Origin of the sequence: Pigmentiphaga litoralis, from assembly GCF_013408655.1 — a bacterium.
Lineage (GTDB): Bacteria > Pseudomonadota > Gammaproteobacteria > Burkholderiales > Burkholderiaceae_B > Pigmentiphaga > Pigmentiphaga litoralis_A.
In genome coordinates this window covers 4,364,117-4,382,968 of record NZ_JACCBP010000001.1, presented here as the reverse complement: position 1 = coordinate 4,382,968, position 18,852 = coordinate 4,364,117, and the positions used below count along the sequence as shown (strand labels likewise).

Annotated in this window: 18 protein-coding genes and 1 tRNA gene; 9 read left to right on the top strand and 10 right to left on the bottom strand. The window is 64.3% G+C overall.

Going from position 1 to position 18,852, the window contains the following annotated elements:
- Positions 1-41: 41 nt before the first annotated feature.
- From HD883_RS19975 to HD883_RS19935, 9 genes are all read right to left on the bottom strand, one after another.
- Positions 42-827 (bottom strand): SDR family NAD(P)-dependent oxidoreductase, encoded by a 786-nt coding sequence (locus tag HD883_RS19975; RefSeq protein ID WP_179582240.1) that lies wholly within the window; start codon positions 825-827, stop codon positions 42-44.
- Positions 828-840: 13 nt separating this feature from the next.
- Entirely contained in the window at positions 841-1,839 is a 999-nt protein-coding gene (locus tag HD883_RS19970; protein ID WP_179582242.1) for a CPBP family glutamic-type intramembrane protease, read from the bottom strand.
- The gene (gene pth / locus HD883_RS19965) at positions 1,832-2,425 is read right to left on the bottom strand and encodes an aminoacyl-tRNA hydrolase (RefSeq protein ID WP_179582244.1); all 594 of its coding nucleotides are present in this window, start codon (positions 2,423-2,425) and stop codon (positions 1,832-1,834) included. The genes HD883_RS19970 and pth overlap by 8 nt, the downstream gene beginning before the upstream one ends.
- Positions 2,426-2,546: 121 nt before the next feature.
- Positions 2,547-3,191, bottom strand: a complete 645-nt coding sequence (locus tag HD883_RS19960; RefSeq protein WP_179582246.1) for a 50S ribosomal protein L25/general stress protein Ctc — start codon at positions 3,189-3,191, stop codon at positions 2,547-2,549.
- 146 nt (positions 3,192-3,337) lie between these two features.
- Positions 3,338-4,288 (bottom strand): ribose-phosphate pyrophosphokinase, encoded by a 951-nt coding sequence (locus tag HD883_RS19955; RefSeq protein WP_179582248.1) that lies wholly within the window; start codon positions 4,286-4,288, stop codon positions 3,338-3,340.
- A gap of 108 nt (positions 4,289-4,396) precedes the next feature.
- A tRNA-Gln gene (locus tag HD883_RS19950) sits at positions 4,397-4,473 on the bottom strand.
- A gap of 143 nt (positions 4,474-4,616) precedes the next feature.
- Complete coding sequence (ispE, locus tag HD883_RS19945) at positions 4,617-5,588, bottom strand: 4-(cytidine 5'-diphospho)-2-C-methyl-D-erythritol kinase (RefSeq protein ID WP_179582250.1); 972 nt, start codon at positions 5,586-5,588, stop codon at positions 4,617-4,619.
- Between the two features lie 87 nt (positions 5,589-5,675).
- Positions 5,676-6,257, bottom strand: coding sequence for an outer membrane lipoprotein LolB (locus HD883_RS19940; RefSeq protein ID WP_179588430.1), 582 nt, complete (start codon positions 6,255-6,257; stop codon positions 5,676-5,678).
- A 161-nt stretch (positions 6,258-6,418) separates the two neighbouring features.
- On the bottom strand, positions 6,419-8,224 hold the full coding sequence (locus HD883_RS19935) for a tetratricopeptide repeat protein (protein WP_179582252.1): 1,806 nt from the start codon (positions 8,222-8,224) through the stop codon (positions 6,419-6,421).
- 344 nt (positions 8,225-8,568) lie between these two features.
- Here HD883_RS19935 and mutM point away from each other — a divergent pair, with 344 nt between their 5' ends.
- Positions 8,569-9,393: a bifunctional DNA-formamidopyrimidine glycosylase/DNA-(apurinic or apyrimidinic site) lyase gene (mutM, locus tag HD883_RS19930; RefSeq protein ID WP_179582254.1), complete on the top strand. Its 825-nt coding sequence runs from the start codon at positions 8,569-8,571 to the stop codon at positions 9,391-9,393.
- Between the two features lie 130 nt (positions 9,394-9,523).
- Entirely contained in the window at positions 9,524-10,615 is a 1,092-nt protein-coding gene (gene mutY, locus HD883_RS19925) for an A/G-specific adenine glycosylase (protein WP_179582256.1), read from the top strand.
- A 135-nt stretch (positions 10,616-10,750) separates the two neighbouring features.
- Here mutY and HD883_RS19920 read toward each other — a convergent pair whose 3' ends face one another.
- The gene (locus tag HD883_RS19920; protein WP_179582258.1) at positions 10,751-11,716 is read right to left on the bottom strand and encodes a LysR family transcriptional regulator; all 966 of its coding nucleotides are present in this window, start codon (positions 11,714-11,716) and stop codon (positions 10,751-10,753) included.
- 150 nt (positions 11,717-11,866) lie between these two features.
- Here HD883_RS19920 and HD883_RS19915 point away from each other — a divergent pair, with 150 nt between their 5' ends.
- The 7 genes from HD883_RS19915 (at position 11,867) to HD883_RS19885 (ending at position 18,839) form a co-directional block, all read left to right on the top strand.
- Entirely contained in the window at positions 11,867-12,892 is a 1,026-nt protein-coding gene (locus tag HD883_RS19915; RefSeq protein WP_179582260.1) for an amidohydrolase family protein, read from the top strand.
- Between the two features lie 231 nt (positions 12,893-13,123).
- Positions 13,124-14,044 carry a 2-aminophenol 1,6-dioxygenase subunit beta gene (cnbCb, locus tag HD883_RS19910; RefSeq protein WP_179582262.1) on the top strand — a complete coding sequence of 307 codons (921 nt, stop codon included), beginning with the start codon at positions 13,124-13,126 and terminating at the stop codon, positions 14,042-14,044.
- A gap of 32 nt (positions 14,045-14,076) precedes the next feature.
- Positions 14,077-14,889 (top strand): tRNA U-34 5-methylaminomethyl-2-thiouridine biosynthesis protein, encoded by an 813-nt coding sequence (locus HD883_RS19905; RefSeq protein ID WP_179582264.1) that lies wholly within the window; start codon positions 14,077-14,079, stop codon positions 14,887-14,889.
- Positions 14,890-15,104: 215 nt separating this feature from the next.
- A complete protein-coding gene (locus HD883_RS19900) occupies positions 15,105-15,896 on the top strand; it encodes an IclR family transcriptional regulator (RefSeq protein ID WP_179582265.1) in 792 nt (263 codons plus the stop codon).
- 26 nt (positions 15,897-15,922) lie between these two features.
- On the top strand, positions 15,923-17,317 hold the full coding sequence (locus HD883_RS19895) for an amidohydrolase family protein (protein WP_179582267.1): 1,395 nt from the start codon (positions 15,923-15,925) through the stop codon (positions 17,315-17,317).
- Positions 17,314-18,057, top strand: a complete 744-nt coding sequence (locus tag HD883_RS19890) for an ABC transporter permease (protein WP_179582269.1) — start codon at positions 17,314-17,316, stop codon at positions 18,055-18,057. The genes HD883_RS19895 and HD883_RS19890 overlap by 4 nt, the downstream gene beginning before the upstream one ends.
- Positions 18,054-18,839, top strand: a complete 786-nt coding sequence (locus HD883_RS19885) for an ABC transporter ATP-binding protein (protein WP_179582271.1) — start codon at positions 18,054-18,056, stop codon at positions 18,837-18,839. The genes HD883_RS19890 and HD883_RS19885 overlap by 4 nt, the downstream gene beginning before the upstream one ends.
- Positions 18,840-18,852: the final 13 nt, after the last annotated feature.

The following is an 18,852-nucleotide window of genomic DNA, read 5'->3' as shown; positions in this document are numbered from 1 at the left end:
GTGCGTGGGGCGTGGGGCCGTCCAGGGGCCAGGGCCCAGGCCTACAGCACCGACGATTCGCACCCGTCCATCGGAATGATCGCGCCCGACACGTAGCTCGCCATGTCGGACGCAAGGAACACCGCCACGTTCGCGACTTCCTCAGGCTGCGCGATGCGGCCCATCGGGATGCCGGCCACCTGCTCGGCCAGCAGTTCGTCTGCGGGCCGGCCGGACGCGCGGGACTGGACGGCCAGGCCTTCGTCGACACGCGTGGTGTGCGTCAGACCGGGATTGATGCCGTTGACGCGCACGCCGAAGGGCGCGTAGGCCTTGGCGTAGCCGACGGTGGCCAGCATGAGGGCAGCGTTGGCGGACCCGCCGGCGATGTGCATGATGCTGGGGCTGCGGCCGCCCTGGCCGATGATGTTAACGATGCTGCCCTTCTTGCGCGCCACCATCCGTTTGGCGACGGGTTCGAGCAGGTGCATGTAGCTGAAGTACTTGGCGTCCATGGCCTGGCGGAAGGCGTCGGAGCTGAGTTCGGCGGGGGCGTTGCGGCGGGCGGCGCCGGCGGAGTTGACCAGCACGCCGATGGGGCCGACGTCACGTTCGATGGCGTCGACCACGGCAGCGGCGGCGGCCGGGTCGGTCATGTCGGCGGCGTACACCGCCATGTCCTGTCCGTCGGCCTGCATTTGCGTGCGGGCGGCGGCCAGGTTGGACTGACTGCGCGAGATGCCGACGACGCGCGCGCCTGCCGCGGCAAAGGCCTGCGCACACGCATAGCCGATACCTTTGCTGGCACCGGACACCACGACCACGATCCCTTCGAACGACAACACCATATCCACCTCCGTTTCAGGCCTGCAGCAGGCCGGGCGCCCAGGTCCGCAGCGCCACGATCAGCAGCATGGGCCCGGCATTGAATGACGCGTGCAAGGCAATCGACGCGCCGATGCCAAATCGTACCCGCATCCAGCCCAGGACGAGTCCGGTGATCCATTGCGGCAGCACCAGCAAGGGCAGCAGCGCGAGCCATGCCCCGCCCAGCGAATAGTTGGCCAGGTGCAGGCAGGCGAACACGGCGGTCAGGCCGTGAAAAATGAAAGGGAAGCGGCGGCTGTAGCGCCGCAGCCGGCCGAAGCGCCAGCGGTGTCTTTTCAGGGCCAGGATCAGCGCAATGCCGCCCGCGGCAATGACGACGCCGGCCACCACAAAGGGACGCGGCCCCAGCAGCAACCCAACGAACAGCACGGGCGCCAGCCACACGGCCTGGGCCGGCCGGCGCATGCCCAGGCGGAACAGCAGTTCTTCGATCACGGGCGCCCAGCCGACCACCAGGAACCACGACAGCACGCCTGCGGGCAGCTTGCGTTCGGTGCCTGACAAGGTCGCAACTGAAACGGCGAGTGGTCCCAGCACCAGCAGGTTGATGGTCCAGAGCAGCAGCAGCCAGAACGCCAGCCGGCTGACTGACAACCCACCCAGCCATTCGGCGCGCCAGGCAGGCTGCGCGACGCGAGGTCGATGTGGCGTCAGCTGCGGGCGGCGCACGAAGCGCAGCAGGTCCAGGAATTCTTCGGAAAATCGGGTGGCGCGCAGCCGGGCGGTGCTGCGCGGACTCCGGGAATCGCGGGAGTTGATGACGTTGCCGAGATGGCTGCGGTCTTCGGCATTGCCGGGGCCGCCGCAGTCATCGGTGGCCCTGGGGTGAACTGAATTTCCGCCGTTGCTGGGGTCGCCGGCGTCGCCAACAGTGCTGGGCTGGCTGCTCTCACGGCCGGCGATGGCGTCGCCGGAGTCGCCGTTATCGCCAGGCCGGCCATCCGACCCCGGCCCGCCGTCCCCGTCAGGCATTACCACTATGCAGCTGCTGCATGGCCTGGTCGAACTCGCCCTTCAGCAACGCCGGGATCACCGCGCGCGAGCGCGTCAGGGTGTCGTCGATCTTGTCCTGCTCTTCGCGCCGCGGCTGGTGCAGCACGAAATCGATCACCTGCTGCGCCAGGCCCAGCGAACGCGGATGGCCAATGCCCAGGCGCAGGCGCCAGAACTGCGGCGAGCCCAGGGCGGACTGGATGTCCTTGAGCCCGTTGTGGCCCGCGTGGCTGCCGCCCTGCTTGATCTTGGCCTGTCCGGGCAGCAGGTCCAGTTCGTCATGGACGACCAGCACCTGCTCGGGCACCAGCTTGTAGAACCGCGCCAGCGCACTGACGCTTTGCCCCGACCGGTTCATGTAGGTCATGGGCTTGAGCAGCAGCACGGCCGCGCCGTCGTGGCGGGCCTTGCCGACGTGGCCAAAGAAGGCCTTGTCGGCGGTAAAGGGCGCGCGCAGGTCATCGGCAAGCTGGTCGAGCAGCCAGAAGCCGGCGTTGTGGCGGGTACGTTCGTAGTCGGGGCCGGGATTTCCCAGGCCAACGATCAGGCGGATAGGTTCGGGCATGACTCAGACGGTATCGTGCGGACGCTGAAAAATCAAAAGCCCTGGTGTGCAGGGCACATCCAGGGCTCGTGAAACGCTGAAGCCGATCGGTCCGGCAGGCCGGACCGTGGGCAAAGCCAGATTACTTGGCTTCTTCTTCGCCAGCGCCGGCAGCAGGCAGGTCTGCTTCGTCGGCGACTTCGTCTTGCGTCATCACGTTGGCGGCGCCGCCACCAACCAGTGCGGTCACGATCACCGGATCGTCACCCGAGTGCGACGAGAACGTCACGCCCTTGGGTGGCTTGATTTCCGACAGGTGAATCGACTGACCGGCAACCAGTTGGCCCAGGTCCACTTCGATGAACTGGGGCAGGTTGGCAGGCAAGCAGTTCACTTCGATTTCGGTGAACACGTGGCTGATCGTGGCCGAGCTCAGCTTCACGGCAGGAGACGTTTCCTGGTTCATGAAGTGGAACGGAACCTTGGTGTGCAGCGCCTTGCCAGCCGCAACGCGCTGGAAGTCGATGTGCATGACTTGTTGCTTGTACGGGTGCCACTGAACGGCGCGCAGCAGAACCTGGCTGCTCTTGCCTTCCAGTTGCATGTCGAGGATCGATGCGTGGAATTCTTCCTTGCGCAGGGCATGGAAGACTTCGTTGTGATCGAGCTCGATGTTCAGCGGTTGTGCGTCCGCGCCATAAACGATGGCGGGCACGCGGCCGGCGATGCGCAGGCGGCGGCTCGCACTCGATCCCTGTTCGCTACGCGGTGTGGCGTTGAATTTCATGGTTTTCTCCAAAGGGCGGCAGGCTCAAGCCTGCACGCGACGCACAGGACGCGACAACCGCGTCCCGTCCGACAATGCCGCGACCAGCACCGCCGGTTTACCCGTCGCTTCTGAAGCCCAGAAGCGATCGGGAAAATAGGGTTGTGTTACTCGACGAACAACGAGCTGACCGAGTCAGCGCGCGAGATGCGAAGCATCGTTTCGCCAATCAGTGCCGCGCACGACAGGTGGCGGATACGGCCACATGCGCGGGCAGCGTCGTTGGGCGGAATCGTGTCGGTCACGACGAGTTCGTCGAGATCGGATTCGGCGATGCGGCCAATGGCCCCGCCCGACAGCACGGCATGCGTGCAATACGCATACACGGCGACGGCGCCACGCTGCTTGAGCACCTGGGCGGCCTTGCACAGCGTTCCCGCCGTGTCGACCATATCGTCCATGATGATGCAGGTGCGACCATCGACGTCGCCGATGATGTTCATGACTTCCGACACGTTGGCCTTGGGCCGACGCTTGTCGATGATGGCCAGGTCGGCTTCAAGCCGCTTGGCCAGCGCCCGGGCCCGCACCACGCCGCCGACGTCCGGAGACACGACGATCAGGTTGGCCAGATTGCGCTTCCAGATGTCGCCCAGCAGGATCGGGGCGGCATAGATGTTGTCGACCGGGATATCGAAGAAGCCCTGGATCTGGTCGGCATGCAGGTCCATCGTCAACACGCGGTCGACACCGACGACCTGGAGCATGTTGGCAACGACCTTGGCCGAGATCGCAACACGCGCGGAGCGCGGGCGGCGGTCTTGACGGGCATAACCGAAGTAAGGGATGGCTGCCGTGATACGACCCGCGGATGCCCGACGCAGGGCGTCGACCATCACCATGATTTCCATGAGGTTGTCGTTCGTCGGGGCACAGGTGGGCTGCAGAACGAAGACGTCTTTACCGCGGACGTTTTCGTTGATCTCCACCATGACTTCGCCGTCGGAGAACCGACCTACGCTCATCTTGCCCAGTGGCATGCCAAGATGGCTGGCAACGTCTGCTGCCAGCCGGGGATTGGCCGTCCCCGTGAAAATCATGAAATTTTCTTGCGCCATGACGCATCGCCCGTGGCTATGGCTCTAGGAGCCGATCGACAAAACAACAAAGCTGTTGATACCAACGGAGTGATCCGAGGGCATCAACAGCTTTTCGGTCAAGAGCGGTGGCTGGGGAAGAAGGATTCGAACCTTCGCATGCCGGAATCAAAATCCGGTGCCTTAACCAGCTTGGCGACTCCCCAACACTTGGCCCTGATCAAGCAAACTTCATCAAGGCCGTAAAAACTTGCAGCGTACGTTTCCCGGCTGTGTCGGCAAACATCGCGTGTAGCGGACGGCGATTTTCATCAGCGCGATCGCTATTTTACCTCATGATTCGATCTGTTCAAGCCACCCATTCTAGCAGGGGATGGACAGCGAGGCCGGCACATACACGGTTGATCCTCACGTAGGGCAGATCGGTCATGCTTTCTTCGACTGCTGCGCTTTCAGCATTGCTACCTTCAGCATTACTGCGCTGGCGCATTCTACCGGCGATTTGTTCAACCGCCCAGCTTGCCTGTTCCGGCGTGTCGCATTCCACGAACAGACATGCACCCGACCCGGACATCCTGACCTTGCGGCCTGGACTGAGCACGTTGGACTGCATCCCATTTGCCAACACTTCGTTCACCACGCCCGCGATACGGGCCACTTCGGGGAACCTGGCAAATGCGACCGGCTCAAGGTCGTTCTTCAAACTGGAAGAAGTACTGCTCCCAGAAAAGTCCGCTATTCTGACCGGAGCAGAATCCCTTGTCAACTCGGGGGCGCGAAAAATCTCTGGCGTCGGCACGCTGGCGTCCGGCTGCACGATCACATACCAACGCGGCGGCAGGCTGAGCGGGCTCAATTGCTCGCCCACGCCTTCGGCAAACGCATTGCGGCCGAACACAAACACGGGCACGTCCGCGCCCAGCGGCAGCGCCAGTTCCATCAGTTGTTCGCGCGTCAATCCGCAGTCCCACAGACGGTTCAAAGCGAGCAGCACGGATGCGGCGTCGCTGGATCCCCCACCCAATCCGCCGCCCATCGGAATATTTTTGACCAGCTCGATTTCTGCACCCAGCGTGCAGCCCGTTGCAGCCTGCAGGGACCGGGCCGCGCGGATCACCAGATCGTCGTCTTCGGGCACACCGGGAATGTCATTGATGCGTGTGATGCGGCCGTCATCGCGCGTGGCAATGTGCAGCGTGTCTTGCAGATCAATGAAGCGGAACGCCGTCTGCAGCAGGTGATAGCCGTCGGCGCGGCGGCCGGTCACGTGCAGGAACAGGTTGATCTTGGCCGGGGCCGGAATGTCGCGCAGAGAAGGCATGGGTGCGGAAGCAGGAGTGGATGGCTGCGCGGTCAAGGCAATCAGGCCAGACCGCGCCTGACCCATACGCAATACGGCGCCAGACGACTACGGCGTGTTGATCACCAGCCGAAGGTCGACATTCTGCCCGGTGGGTTCTTGCCGCTGCAAGGCCATGCGCGTCGGGCCGGCGGCGTCGTACTGCGACGCCTGCACCTGCCAGCCGGCTTGTTCGAAGGCCGTGGGGCGGCCCTGGGCGTCTTTTTCGGTGACCGTGGCGGGTGGGCTGTCGGGCAAGGCGCCGCGCAGCCAGTCGCGCATGCCGGCAACCGGAATGCGGCTGCCAAGCACCAGGGCAACCAGCGCGTCGGGATTCAATGCGTGGGTTTCGGTGCCGTTGGCTTCGCGCAGCATGGCGCCTTGCGGGCCGGCTTCAACGCGGGCCAGCGTTGCGCCGAGGGGCGACACCAGATCGAGCACCAGGCTTTGGCCATCATCGCGCCAGGCAAAGCCGCCCTGCACGGCGTTCTGCTTGCCACCGACTTCATCGACCCGCAGGGCGAATCGGCCGACCCGGGACAAAGCCGCGGCGGTCGGCGCTTCTGAAGCGCCACCAGGCACAGGGATAGGAACGGGCACGGCGCAGGCAGAGAGTGCGCCGATCAGAATTGCCGGGAACAGAAGCCGCATCAGCCCGGAACGGATCTTCGCGCAACGGATCTTCACGGAACTCCTCGCTATCGACCGCACCGTGCCGGGCTTCAGCCCCCCGGAACGCATCAGCGGCTGGCGCGGCGCCCCAGAGCGCGACGCCTTTGATCTCATTGCTGCCGAACGCATCACCCCTGCCTTCAAAGCGTCGCCTCCAGGCGCGCCAGCGTCGTCCGCAGGGCTTCGTTGCCCGGATCCTTCTGGCTGACGTCGCGCCACAGCTGGCGGGCCTTGTCCTGCTGGCCCGAGGCCCACAGCACTTCACCCAGGTGGATCGCGATTTCGGCGTCGGGACGCAGGCTGTAGGCACGTTCCAGGTAGGACAGCGCCCTGGCGTTGTCGCCCATCCGGTAATAGACCCACCCCATGCTGTCGATGATGAAGGCGTCATCAGGCTGCAGGTTCAGGGCGCGTTCCACCAGCGCCTTGGCTTCAGGCAGACGCAGCTTGCGGTCGGCCAGCGAGTAGCCCAGCGCGTTGTAGGCGTGCGCATGATCCGGCTTGACCGCGATCACCCGGCGCAGCAGCGTTTCCATCTCGGCGATCTTGCCTTCGCGCTCGTTCAGCATGGCAAGGTCGTACATGATCACGGGGTTGTCGGGGTACTTGGTGTTGGCATCGGCCAGCACCTTGGTGGCCTCGTCCATCTTGTTCGCGTCGCGCAGGATCTGCGATTCGGTCATTGCGACCTGCACCCCTTCGCGGGTGTCGCGCGGGTCCAGGATAGCCAGCACCTTGCGGGCATCGTCCAGACGGCCCTGCTTGGCGCGGATCACGGCCTGGCGCAGGCGGGCCGGGAACGCGGCAGCCGGGTCCTGAATGCCTTGCAACAGCTCGTAGGCGTCGTCGTAGCGCTTCTGTTCTTCGGCCACCTGCACACGCAGCAGCAAGGCGGCGTTGCCTTCAGGCGGCGTCGGCACGGGCTGGCCAGCGGCGGCGCGCTGGTCTTCGATTGCCGAATACTGCTTCAGGTACTTTTCGGCATCGTCGAGCTGGCCCGTCTGGTAGGCCAGCGCGCCCTGCATGTACAGCACTTCGAAGTCTTCGGGATTGGCGCGCGACATGGAATCGAGTTCGGCGCGGGCACCGTCCACGTCCTGCACCTGGGCCAGCGCGCGCACCAGCAGCACACGCAGTTCGCGAGCCTTGGGGTGCGATGCAATGAAGGCGCGGGTGGCGGCAATGACCTTGTCGGGCTCGCTTTCAATACCGGTCTGCAGCACCAGGGCTGCGGCGGCTTCGGAATCCGGCTGGGCCGCCTGCGCGGCGCGGGCTTCGCGCAAAGCGCGCGGCGCGTCGTTCGCGGCAGCGGCGGCGCGGGCCAGGGCCATGCGGGCTTCCGGCAGTTCGCGAACGTCGGTCAGGGCTTCATCAAGAATGTCGAGCGCGCGGCGGCGGTCTTCCAGCCGGCCCAGTACCCGGCGGGCTTCGACGATGGCAGCAGGCTTTTCGGCCGCACTGGCCGTGGCGATGCGCGACCGCAAGGCGGCGCCCAGGCCTTCGATACGGCCGGCGGCGGCAGCCAGCGACAGCGAGGTCTGGCGGGCTTCGACATCGGCCGGATCCAGTTCGACCCAGACCTGCGCGGCGTCAAGCGCGCGCACCAGGTCGCCGGAAGTCAGCGCGAACTCCACCGCGCGGCGCGCCAGTCGGGGATCCCGGGTGAAACGGGCCAGTTCCAGCGACGTGCCCGTCGCGGCCGACAGCGCGCCCCGCTGGGCGGCGACTTCGGAAGCCAGGACCTGGAACAGGATTTCGCCAGTCAGTTCAACTTGCGGCAGCGCCTTAGGCGCACCGGTGCGCGGCCCCTGGGGCGACACGCTCAATCCGGGCACCAGGAAGCCGTCGGACGGTTCTTCACCCCCCGACTGTGCAAAGGCCATCGTGCTTGCCAACAGGCCCAGCCCGAGTGCCGCCAACTTCCTGCGATACGTGTTTGACAACATGGCACAATTCCTCGGCGCATCAGAGGCGCCAGCCCGACAGTGGGGATGTTAGCACTGGGTTCCTGACGATCAGGCCCCACTTGGTTTCCAGCCGCGGACACATTTCGGTCCGGTAACGGGTCCCGCCGCGGCAGGTGCAATAACGCGGGTCGACAACTTGCGGACGGGTTCAGCATAGCGGGTCCACGGCAGGTTCTATCGGACCGCGGCCGCGTCCGGCGGTTCAATGGCAGCCCAGGTTCGCCTGACCTGTCGCGGTTCCCGATCGACGGGCCTGCAGCGTCGCCCGGCGTTGCCTTCGCCTCAATCCCACAGTAATTCCGGAAACAACTCCAGCAACAACTATGCCAGAACTCCCCGAAGTCGAGGTCACACGACGCGGTATCTCTCCGACCGTCGATGGCCAGGTGCTGCGTCGCCTGGTGGTTCGCGAATCCCGGTTTCGCTGGCCGATTCCCGATGACCTGTCCCGGCAGGTCGACGGCCGCAGCGTGTCGGCGGTGGCCCGGCGCGGCAAATATCTGCTGCTGCCCTTCGAGACCGGCACGATGATCGTCCACCTGGGCATGTCCGGATCGCTGCGCCATGTGCATCCGGACGAAGCCCCGCGCAAACACGATCATGTCGACTGGGTGTTCGACCGCGGGGTGCTGCGGCTGCACGATCCCCGGCGTTTTGGTGCGGTGCTATGGCATCCGGCGTCCAGCGGCGATGTGTTGACTCACCCTTTGCTGGGCCACCTGGGAATCGAACCCTTTGACCCGAGGTTTGATGGCGGATGGCTGCATCGGCTGACGCGCAACCGCAAGCAGGCGGTGAAACAAGTGCTGCTGGGCGGGGATATCGTGGTCGGGGTCGGTAATATTTACGCGTCCGAAAGCCTGTTTCGGGCGGGCATTCACCCCCGGACCATCGCATCCAAGATCGGGCCCAGGCGTTATGACAAGCTGGCCGAGGCAGTCAAGGCCACCCTGGGCAGCGCCATTGAAGCCGGCGGCAGTTCGCTGCGGGATTATGTCGGCGCGGGGGGCGAGTCCGGCTACTTCCAGATCGGGGCCTACGTCTATGACCGGGCCGGGCTGCCCTGCCGGGTATGCGCAACGCCCATCCGCAAGATCGTGCAGGGTCAGCGGGCGACCTACTATTGCCCGCGCTGCCAGAAGCCATGACGGCCCGAACGCCGGACCACTGCGGCGTGACGCCTTGCGACGGGCCGCGCCGTGTCTGCCTGGTTCCCGCGGCGTCCCGACCAAGGCGTCTTGCACGATTCTTCTCTTCACCGCTTTCTATCCCCATCCCATGAGCACGTTTTCCGAGCACGTCGTCACGTGGCAGCGCCAGCATGGCCGCCACGCCCTTCCCTGGCAGAACACGCAGGATCCCTATCGCATCTGGCTGTCGGAAATCATGCTGCAGCAGACGCAGGTGGCGACAGTGATCCCTTACTACGAACGTTTCCTGGACACCTTTCCGACCGTGGCCGACCTGGCGCGCGCGCCGGCCGAAGACGTCATGCAGCTGTGGGCGGGGCTGGGCTACTACACCCGTGCGCGGAACCTGCATGCCTGTGCTCAGCAAGTGCTGGCCAACTGGGGCGGGCAATTTCCGCCCACGGCGGCGGATATCGAGACGCTGCCGGGCATTGGCCGATCCACTGCGGCAGCCATTGCGGCGTTTGCGTATGGCGAGCGCAGCCCGATCCTGGATGGAAACGTGAAACGGGTCTTCGCGCGGCACTTCGGGATCGAGGGCGACCCGTCGAAGCGGCCCGTGGAACTGATCATGTGGGGACTGGCGGGCGAAAACCTGCCGGTCGTGAGCAGCACGACGGCGGACGACATGCGGTCGTACACGCAAGGGCTGATGGATCTGGGCGCGACGGTCTGTACGCGAGGGGCCCCAGACTGCGGGCGGTGCCCGGTTCGGGGAACGTGCGTGGCGCTGCGGGAAGCGCGTCAGCACGATTTGCCGACGCCCAAGGTGCGCAAAAAGTCGCCGGAACGGGACACCGGAATGCTGGTGCTGGAGCGTGACGGGTGTGTGCTGTTGAAGATGCGGCCATCACCCGGGATCTGGGGTGGGCTGTGGAGTCTGCCGGAGTTTGCGCTGGCGTCGGGCGCCGAGGCGGCTTGGCGGGAGCTGGGAGTGAAGGCGCAGGAAGCGTTTGAATTGCCGGTGTTTTCGCACACGTTCACGCATTTCAAGCTGCATGTGACGCCCTGGCATGTTCGGGTGGACGAGGCGGCTGCCGCCGATGGCGCCGCGCCTGGTACGGGACTGGACAAGGCCGAATGGTGGTGGATGCCCGTGGCGCGGGCGGGGGATGCGGCGTTGCCCGCGCCGGTCAAGAAATTGCTGGCGGGGCTGTTCGTGGACGGCGGGCTGTTTTAAGGCGGCTGTTTTGAGGCGAGTTGCTTCGAGGCGGTTTGCTTCGAGGCCGGTTGCTTCGAGGCGGGAAGTCTTGAAGGGGCCGGATTTTGGGGCGGGCTTATTCCACATTCAGCCTGCCAGGCGGATCCCCTACGACTACGCAGGAATCGGCTCGTTAGCCTCGGTGGCGCGTGGCCGGGCCGCGTTGCCTGGCTGAAGCGAAGCCGCCGCAATTTCGGATTGCGCCAAGGCGACGAACCTCGCTGCCAGGTCGGTCGGGTTGTCGTTGTGGTGCGCCAGGAAAAGCGGACAGTTGGTCGTGCGCGCAGCAAGCCGGGCGTAGTGGATGCCGGTGGTCTGCAGGCTGGCGTACACATCGGGCAGCAGCGAAATGCCCACGCCAGCAGCCACCAGCCCGACGATGGTGACCGCTTCGCGGGCCTCCTGCCCCAGGTGCGGGACGGTGCCGGCGTCGTTGAACAGCTGGGTGATCTGCTCGTGCAGGCCGCAGCTGATGTCTCGGGGGAACAGGATCAGCGGTTCGTCGGCCAGTTCCTTGATCGCCAGCGGGCGGTTCAGGGCGGCCAGGGGGTGGTCCGTGGGCATGACGACCCGCAATTCGTTATTCCACAGCTGGACAAAGCGCAGGTGCGCGGGCGGCTGGAACTGCGGCGCGGGGCGCATCAGGCCAATGTCGATGCTCCGGTCTTCCAGCGCCCGCAGCTGCGGGCCGGTCGGCATGTGGACGATTTCCAGACGGGCAAGCGGGTACTGCCGGCGGAATCGTTTGATCAGCTGGGCAAAGCCCGGGATCAGCGGAACCGAATTGGTAAACGCAATCCGCAGCAATCCCGTCTCGCCCTGCCCCGCCAGCTTGGTCAGGCGCACGGCGCTTTCCATCTGGCTTAGCGTCAGCCGCGCCTGCTCCAGGAAGACAACGCCCGCTTCGGTCAAGGTAATGGTGCGGTGCGTGCGGTCGAACAGGCGAGTGCCCAGGGCATCTTCCAGCGCCCGAATGTGCATGCTCAGTGGCGGCTGGCTGATGTTCAGATTGCGCGCGGCCACCGTAAAACTCATGGCCTCGGCCACGGCCACGAAGTAACGCAGTTGACGTAAATCCATCGTGCTGTCCCGGAAAGCCTTGCAGTGCAGCATAACCCATTCAAATTTCGATATGGGTCGGCGCGAAAACATATATTTGACCGCTAGTCGCACCGTCTTGCAACATGGCGTACGTATGAGTCCCACCGCGAATCTTTACTGGAACCCGCAATGATCATCGATTGCCACGGTCACTACACCACCGCCCCCAAAGCGCTTGAAGACTGGCGCAACCAGCAGGTCGCCGCCTTCAACAACAAGACGACGCCGCCGAACCCCGCCGACCTGAAGATCAGCGACGACGAACTGCGCGAATCGATCGAAACCAACCAGCTGCGGATCATGAAAGAGCGCGGCCACGACGTGACGATCTTCAGCCCGCGCGCGTCCTTCATGGCGCACCACATCGGCGACTTCCAGGTGTCCGCCACCTGGGCCGCGATCTGCAATGAAATCTGCTTTCGCGTGGCCGAACTGTTCCCCGAACACTTCGTGCCCGCCGCCATGCTGCCGCAAAGCCCCGGCGTGGACGTCGCCACCTGCATTCCGGAACTGACCCGTTGCATCGAAGAATTCCGCAACGTCGCCGTCAACCTGAACCCGGACCCTTCGGGCGGCCACTGGACCGGCAAGCCGCTGAGCGACCGCTCGTGGTACCCGCTGTACGAAAAGCTGGTCGAATATGACGTGCCCGCCATGGTCCACGTCAGCCAGAGCTGCAACGTGTGCTTCCACACCACCGGCGCCCACTACCTGAACGCCGACACCACCGCCTTCATGCAGTGCCTGGAATCCGACCTGTTCAAGGACTTTCCGTCGCTGCGCTTCATCATCCCCCATGGCGGCGGCGCCGTGCCCTACCACTGGGGTCGCTTCCGCGGCCTGGCCCAGGCCCTGAAAAAGCCCGAGCCGCGCGAACACCTGCTCAAGAACATCTTCTTTGACACCTGCGTCTACCACCAGCCGGGCATCGACCTGCTGACCGAAGTCATCCCGGCGGAAAACATCCTGTTCGCCAGCGAAATGATCGGCGCCGTCCGCGGCATCGACCCGGACACGGGCCACTACTTCGACGACACCCGCCGTTATGTCGACAACACCGACATCACGACCGACACCCGCCAGATGATCTTCGAAGGCAACGCCCGCCGCGTGTATCCGCGTCTGGATGCGCTGCTGAAATCGCAGGGCCGGTAAGCAGCAGGACCCGGTACGCCACTTCCTGTCCGGGTCTGCCATCGCGGCAGACCCGGCAACCGCCCAGCGCCCGCTGTGCGACTCCCCCTCCCTTGCAAAATTTGTGCTGGCCAGTCCCGCCATCGAGGACTCGACCTTGTTGCCCGACCCACATCGGCAAAGAATGGGTCATCGCTTGCTGCCCCGCTGTCCTGATACCCCTTCTCGGCCAAGCGACTTCGAGGAGCCATCATGCAACAAGGATCCATCATCGGCGGGTTTCTTGCCCCGCATCCCCCGCACCTGGTCTATGGCGAAAATCCCCCGCAGAACGAACCCCGCTCGCAAGGAGGATGGGAGCCCCTGCGCTGGGCCTACGAGCGCGCACGTGCTTCGCTGGACGCGCTGAAACCTGACGTATTGCTGGTCCACTCGCCCCACTGGATGACGCAGGTCGGCCACCACTTTCTGGGTGTGCCACGACTGGCCGGCAAGTCCGTCGATCCCATTTTCCCCAACCTGTTCCGGTACGAGTTCGGCCTGGATGTCGATGTCGAATTGGCCGAAGCGTGCTGCGACGAAGCGCGGGCAGGCGGACTGGTGGCAAAGATGATGCGCAACCCGGACTTTCGCGTCGACTACGGGACCATCACGACCCTGCACATGATCCGGCCGCAGTGGGACATTCCCGTGGTGGGCATTTCGGCGAACAACTCGCCGTATTACCTGAACACCGAAGAAGGACTGCAGGAGATGGACATCCTGGGCAAGGCCACTCGCCGCGCGATTGAAAAGACAGGACGCAGGGCGGTGCTGCTTGCCTCGAACACCTTGTCGCATTGGCATTTCCACGAAGAGCCTGCGATCCCGGAAGACATGTCGAAGGAACATCCGGAAAACTTCGAGGGCTACAAGTGGGACATGCGTGTCATTGAAATGCTGCGCCAGGGCAAAGTGGATGACTACTTCAAGCTGCAGCCCCAATTTATCGAAGAAGCCTTTGCCGAAGTGAAGTCCGGCGCCCTGACCTGGATGTTTGCTGCGATGGGGTATCCGAACATTCCTGGCGAGCTGCATGGCTACGGGTCGGTCATTGGCACCGGCAACGCCGTCATGGAATGGAATCTGGTCAAAGCCGGCCTTGCCGCGCCTGTAGAAACGATCCCCGCCTGACCCCTTGCGGACACCCATCAAGAGAGAATGTCATGACGATAGTGAGTGCATTCCTGGTGCCCGGCACCCCCTTGCCCATGCTGCGCGAAAGCAATCCCCCGTGGCGTCCGCTGGCCGACGCCTACCGCCAGGCAGGTGCGGCGCTTGCCGCGAGCAAGCCGGATGTCGTGCTGGTGTATTCCACGCAGTGGATCGCCGTGCTCGATCAGCTCTGGCAGACGCGGCCCGCCATTTCAGGTTCCCACGTGGATGAGAACTGGCACGAGTACGGCAAGCTGCCGTTTGATATCCAGGTGGACACGGCGCTTGCGCAGGCGTGCATTGCGTCCACGGCCGCGTTTGGCGTGCGGTCCCGCGACGTCGACTACGACCACTTCCCGATCGATACGGGCTCCATCGTTGCCGCGCACTATCTGTTGAAGGATGCGAAGACACCGGTGGTCCTGACGTCCAACAACCTTTACCACGATGGGGACATGACGGCGCGGCTTGGCGCGGCCGCCGTGGCCTGCGCCGCAGAACAGGGCAAGCGGGTCGCTGTCGTGGGCGTAGGCGGACTGTCGGGTTCGGCATTCCGTGAAGACATCGATATCGCGACCGACCATCTGCTGACCGAAGCGGATGACACGGCCAACCGCCACATGCTGGGACTGCTTGAAGGCGGCGATCTTGCCGCGGTCAAGGCCCAGGCGCCTGCCTATGCCAAGGCGGCCAAGGTCGACATGGGGTTCAAGCATCTTCACTGGATTCTTGGCGCACTCGGCGACCGGTTCCAGGGTGCACGAACGCTCGGCTACGGCCCGTCGTATGGCAGCGGCGCCGCCGTCGTCGAATTTCGCATCTGACCGTTCCTTGACGGCTTCGGGCCTGCTTTCTGCGGAAAGACAGGCCCGGCCCCCGCACGCCTGCATGCTGATTCACGACGCCGCGATCTTTTGCGGCTGCTGGAAATAAACCCCGCTTCAGTCCCTCAGGGTGGGACTATCCGTTGCTCTGCGTCTGGCATTCCTTCCATGATGTACACGACGTCCAACGCTCCGGGAATCCAGAGGAAGTGGCCATGACTGATCGAAGCGAACTCAATGCGCGGTACCCGTCGTTCGAACGCATCGTTGATATGTGGCTGGCGTTCGTCAAACCCGATGTGGTGCTGACCGCATCCGCCATTGCCCGGAAGTTCGGCACCTCGCGCAGTTCAACCTACCGCTATCTGCAGATTCTGCGCGACAGGGGCCTGATCGAAGACATCGATGGCAATGGCACCTACCGATTGGCGTCCGGCTTCGTGAATCTGGTGCGGACCTGCGAAGACCCGGCATCGTCGGCCGCGATTGCCGAGGTCTACATCAACCAGCTGGCGGCGGCGACCGGTGAAACCGCGTTGTTCACGACGCGAATGGGAGACCGCGTGTTCTGCTCGCTCTCGGTCGAAAGCCGGCAGGCGGTCAGGGTGTCGGCCGAACCCGTCAGCAACACACCTTTGTTTGCCGGGTCGTCCGCCAAGGTTCACCTTGCCTACATGACCGATGCGGAACGGGCACGCATGCTGCCTCGTCATCGCCTGCCCAACCAGACAGCGGTAGAACCCAAGACGCTGGAGCAATTGCTGCAACGCATCCGCGACCAGGGGTACGCCATCAGCGACGGCGAAATCGAAGCGGGGGTGCGCAGTGTGTCCGCGCCCGCGTTCTTCCCATCGGGCGCCCTGCTCGGCGCCGTCACCATCGCCGCCCCCGCCTACCGATTGCAGGACGCCGCACTCAAGCAGGCCGTCCTGCATGTGGTGGCCGCCGCCCGCCACATTACCGAAGTTGCCGCCGGCTCGCCGCTTCATCGCGCCAACGCCGCCTGATCCTGTTTCCTGCCTGAAGGAGCGCCATGTCGCGCCTACTGATCGAAAACGGCACGGTCTTGACCATCAATGACCGACACGACATCTTCGACTCGGGCTGTGTGCTCATCGAAGATGACCGCATTTTGTATGTCGGCCCGCGGTCGGGACTGCCCGAGCAGGTCGATGCCGATCGGATGGATGCCACCGGCAAAGCGGTCATGCCGGGGCTGGTCAATTGCCACACCCACCTGTGCATGATTTTCGGCAGGACCCTGGCGACTGATGTCGACCTGCTGACCTGGCTGGATCGGCAGATGCCGGTCATGGCTGCGATGGACGACGCAGCCATGCTGCATGCCCAGTTGCTGGGATGTGTCGAAAACCTGAAGAACGGCAACACCACGGTCGTGGAAAATCTTTTTGCGGCCCGGACCGACACGTTTTCCCCCGAGACGCTTGCGTTTGAAGCGATGCGCCAGGCAGGCCTGCGCGGCATGGTGGCGCGCGCGTTCGAGGCGCGCCATTTCGACCCTGCCTTTGCGGAAACGCCAGCGGAGCAGACGCGCCGGGTCACCGCGCTGGCGCGGGACTGGCACGGCGCCGACAACGGCCGGCTGCGTCTGGCGATCGGCCCCCTGCTGCCATGGGCGGTGGACGAATCCATGCTGCGTCATACGCGTGCCCTGGCCAATGACCTGGGCCTGCCGCTGCACATGCACGTTGCGGAATCACAGGAATTCAACCGCGTCATCGCCCGTCATTACGGCCGCCCTGTCCGCAATGTCGAACTGCTGCACGAAACAGGATGCCTGGGACCGGATGTCCAGGCGGTGGGCGTGTCCGACCTGTCGGCGCATGAAATCGAACTGCTCGTGGACTCCGGCACGTCGGTCGTGCTCGACCCGCAGACCCGCCTGTTCTGGGGCACCGGCTTTCCTTCGCTGAAACCCTTCCTGGATGCCGGTGTGACCTGTGGCCTGGCGACGAACGGACCGGCCGCCAATTGCGGGCAGGACCTGTTCGAGAGCATGAAATATGCATGCGCCACGGCCAAGACCGCGGTGGGGGACCCGTCCGTGCTGCCCGCGCGGCGGGCCCTGCGCATGGCAACGATCGAAGGCGCGCGGGCGCTGGGCATCAGCCATCAGACCGGGTCGCTGGAAGTGGGCAAGCGCGCCGACGTGATCACCCTGGATCTGCGCCAGCCGCACCTGACGCCGGCGTCCAATCTGGATGCCTGCCTGGTCTTCAGCGCGCGGGGCGCCGATGTGCGCGACGTGATTGTCGACGGCAGCGTCCGGATGCGGGACCGGCGCCTGACCTTCATCGATGAAACTGCCCTGCTTACCCGCTGCAATGACCTGGCGAACGCGTGCCTGGAACGTGTCGCCCATCGCCAATCCGATTCCCGTCCTTCCGTTTCCCGAGAGATCTCATGAAGATACGACTTGCTTCGGTCCTGGTCGCCATTGCGTTATGGGCAGCCATTTCCGCGCTGATGACACCGGAAGTCCTGCCGGGTCCGCTGCTGACCACGCAGACCCTGATCGCCGACATTGCGGCAGGCAATGTCATGACCCACCTGGGCATGACGCTCTGGCGGGTGATCGGCGGTCTGGTGCTCGCCATGCTGATCGGCGTGCCGCTTGGCGTCTTCATGGGTCTGTACTACCGGGTCGAACGGGCATTGGACCTGTGGGTCATGATCGGGCTGACGATACCCAGCCTGTGCTACGCGCTGATCTGCTTCATCTGGCTGGGCCTGAACGAAGTCGCCACCATCGTCGCGATCGGCATTACCGGTGCGCCCTCCATCGCCATCAATCTGTGGGAAGGCGTCAAGAGCATCGACACGAAGCTGGTGAACATGGCGCGCGTCTTCGAAGCCAATCGTGTACTCATCTTTCGCCGCGTCATCCTGCCGCAAGTGCTGCCTTACGTGATGGCGTCGGTGCGGTTCGGCCTGGGCGTCATCTGGAAGATTGCCGTGCTGATCGAACTGATCGGCCGCCCCAATGGCGTCGGCTTCCAGTTGTTCTACTGGTATCAGCTGGCGGACATGACCCAGGTGCTTGCGTGGACGCTGCTGTTCACCATCGTGATGCTGATCATCGAACTTGCCATTCTCAAACCGATAGAGGGCCGTCTCTTTGCCTGGCGCCCAAGGGTGAACCTATGACCGATACCGTGGCTTTTTCCGTTCGCAATCTCGTCAAGGAATTTCCTGGCCGCAACGGCGCGCCCCCACTGCGTGTCATCAAGGGCCTGGACCTGACCGTCCGCCAAAGCGAGTTCATCTGCATCCTGGGACCCTCGGGCTGCGGCAAGTCGACCTTCCTGAACATCCTGTCGGGCCTGGACCGGCAGTACGGCGGCGAAATCGACGTGGGAGGCAAGACGTTCCGGGGCGGCAAACCGCCCATGCGCATCGGCTATCTGTTCCAGGAACCCAGGCTGCTGCCCTGGCTGACCGCGGAACAGAACGTCGATTTTGCGATGACCAGCTGCAATGTGGCCCCCGCCCGGCGCAAGGAACTGAAAGACCGGTATTTCGTGCTGGCCGGACTGACGGCGTTTCGCGGCCACTATCCGCATCAGATGTCGGGCGGCATGTGCCAGCGGCTCGCGCTGGTGCGCGCGCTGTGCGTCGAGCCGGACATTCTGTTGATGGACGAACCGTTCAGCGGGCTGGACGAGCTGACCGCGCGACGCATGCGGGTCGACCTGCTCGATATCTGGCAGAAGACACGCAAGACCATCATCTTCGTCACCCACAACTCGTACGAAGCCTGCTACCTGTCGGACCGCATCCTGATGATGTCGCAAGGCGAAGTGCAGGAAGAAATCCCTGTCCCGATCCCGCGTCCGCGCGATTACGACGACCCTGCCATTTTTGACATCAATCGTGGCGTCGTGACGCTGTTCCTGAAAGTGGCGGAAGCCGCCGCGCCCCAGCACTGACCGTTATTTGCCG

Coding starts and splice junctions, on each gene's coding strand:
- ispE (WP_179582250.1), bottom strand. CDS start 5,588: ATGCCTTCTCTGCGCGACATTCCGGCCCCGGCCAAGATCAACCTGTTC.
- HD883_RS19920 (WP_179582258.1), bottom strand. CDS start 11,716: ATGGATTTACGTCAACTGCGTTACTTCGTGGCCGTGGCCGAGGCCATG.
- pth (WP_179582244.1), bottom strand. CDS start 2,425: ATGCCCGAACCTATCCGCCTGATCGTTGGCCTGGGAAATCCCGGCCCC.
- HD883_RS19885 (WP_179582271.1), top strand. CDS start 18,054: ATGACCGATACCGTGGCTTTTTCCGTTCGCAATCTCGTCAAGGAATTT.
- mutM (WP_179582254.1), top strand. CDS start 8,569: ATGCCAGAACTCCCCGAAGTCGAGGTCACACGACGCGGTATCTCTCCG.
- HD883_RS19940 (WP_179588430.1), bottom strand. CDS start 6,257: ATGCGGCTTCTGTTCCCGGCAATTCTGATCGGCGCACTCTCTGCCTGC.
- HD883_RS19915 (WP_179582260.1), top strand. CDS start 11,867: ATGATCATCGATTGCCACGGTCACTACACCACCGCCCCCAAAGCGCTT.
- mutY (WP_179582256.1), top strand. CDS start 9,524: ATGAGCACGTTTTCCGAGCACGTCGTCACGTGGCAGCGCCAGCATGGC.
- HD883_RS19900 (WP_179582265.1), top strand. CDS start 15,105: ATGACTGATCGAAGCGAACTCAATGCGCGGTACCCGTCGTTCGAACGC.
- HD883_RS19970 (WP_179582242.1), bottom strand. CDS start 1,839: ATGCCTGACGGGGACGGCGGGCCGGGGTCGGATGGCCGGCCTGGCGAT.
- HD883_RS19975 (WP_179582240.1), bottom strand. CDS start 827: ATGGTGTTGTCGTTCGAAGGGATCGTGGTCGTGGTGTCCGGTGCCAGC.
- HD883_RS19960 (WP_179582246.1), bottom strand. CDS start 3,191: ATGAAATTCAACGCCACACCGCGTAGCGAACAGGGATCGAGTGCGAGC.
- HD883_RS19955 (WP_179582248.1), bottom strand. CDS start 4,288: ATGGCGCAAGAAAATTTCATGATTTTCACGGGGACGGCCAATCCCCGG.
- HD883_RS19905 (WP_179582264.1), top strand. CDS start 14,077: ATGACGATAGTGAGTGCATTCCTGGTGCCCGGCACCCCCTTGCCCATG.
- HD883_RS19935 (WP_179582252.1), bottom strand. CDS start 8,224: ATGTTGTCAAACACGTATCGCAGGAAGTTGGCGGCACTCGGGCTGGGC.
- cnbCb (WP_179582262.1), top strand. CDS start 13,124: ATGCAACAAGGATCCATCATCGGCGGGTTTCTTGCCCCGCATCCCCCG.
- HD883_RS19890 (WP_179582269.1), top strand. CDS start 17,314: ATGAAGATACGACTTGCTTCGGTCCTGGTCGCCATTGCGTTATGGGCA.
- HD883_RS19895 (WP_179582267.1), top strand. CDS start 15,923: ATGTCGCGCCTACTGATCGAAAACGGCACGGTCTTGACCATCAATGAC.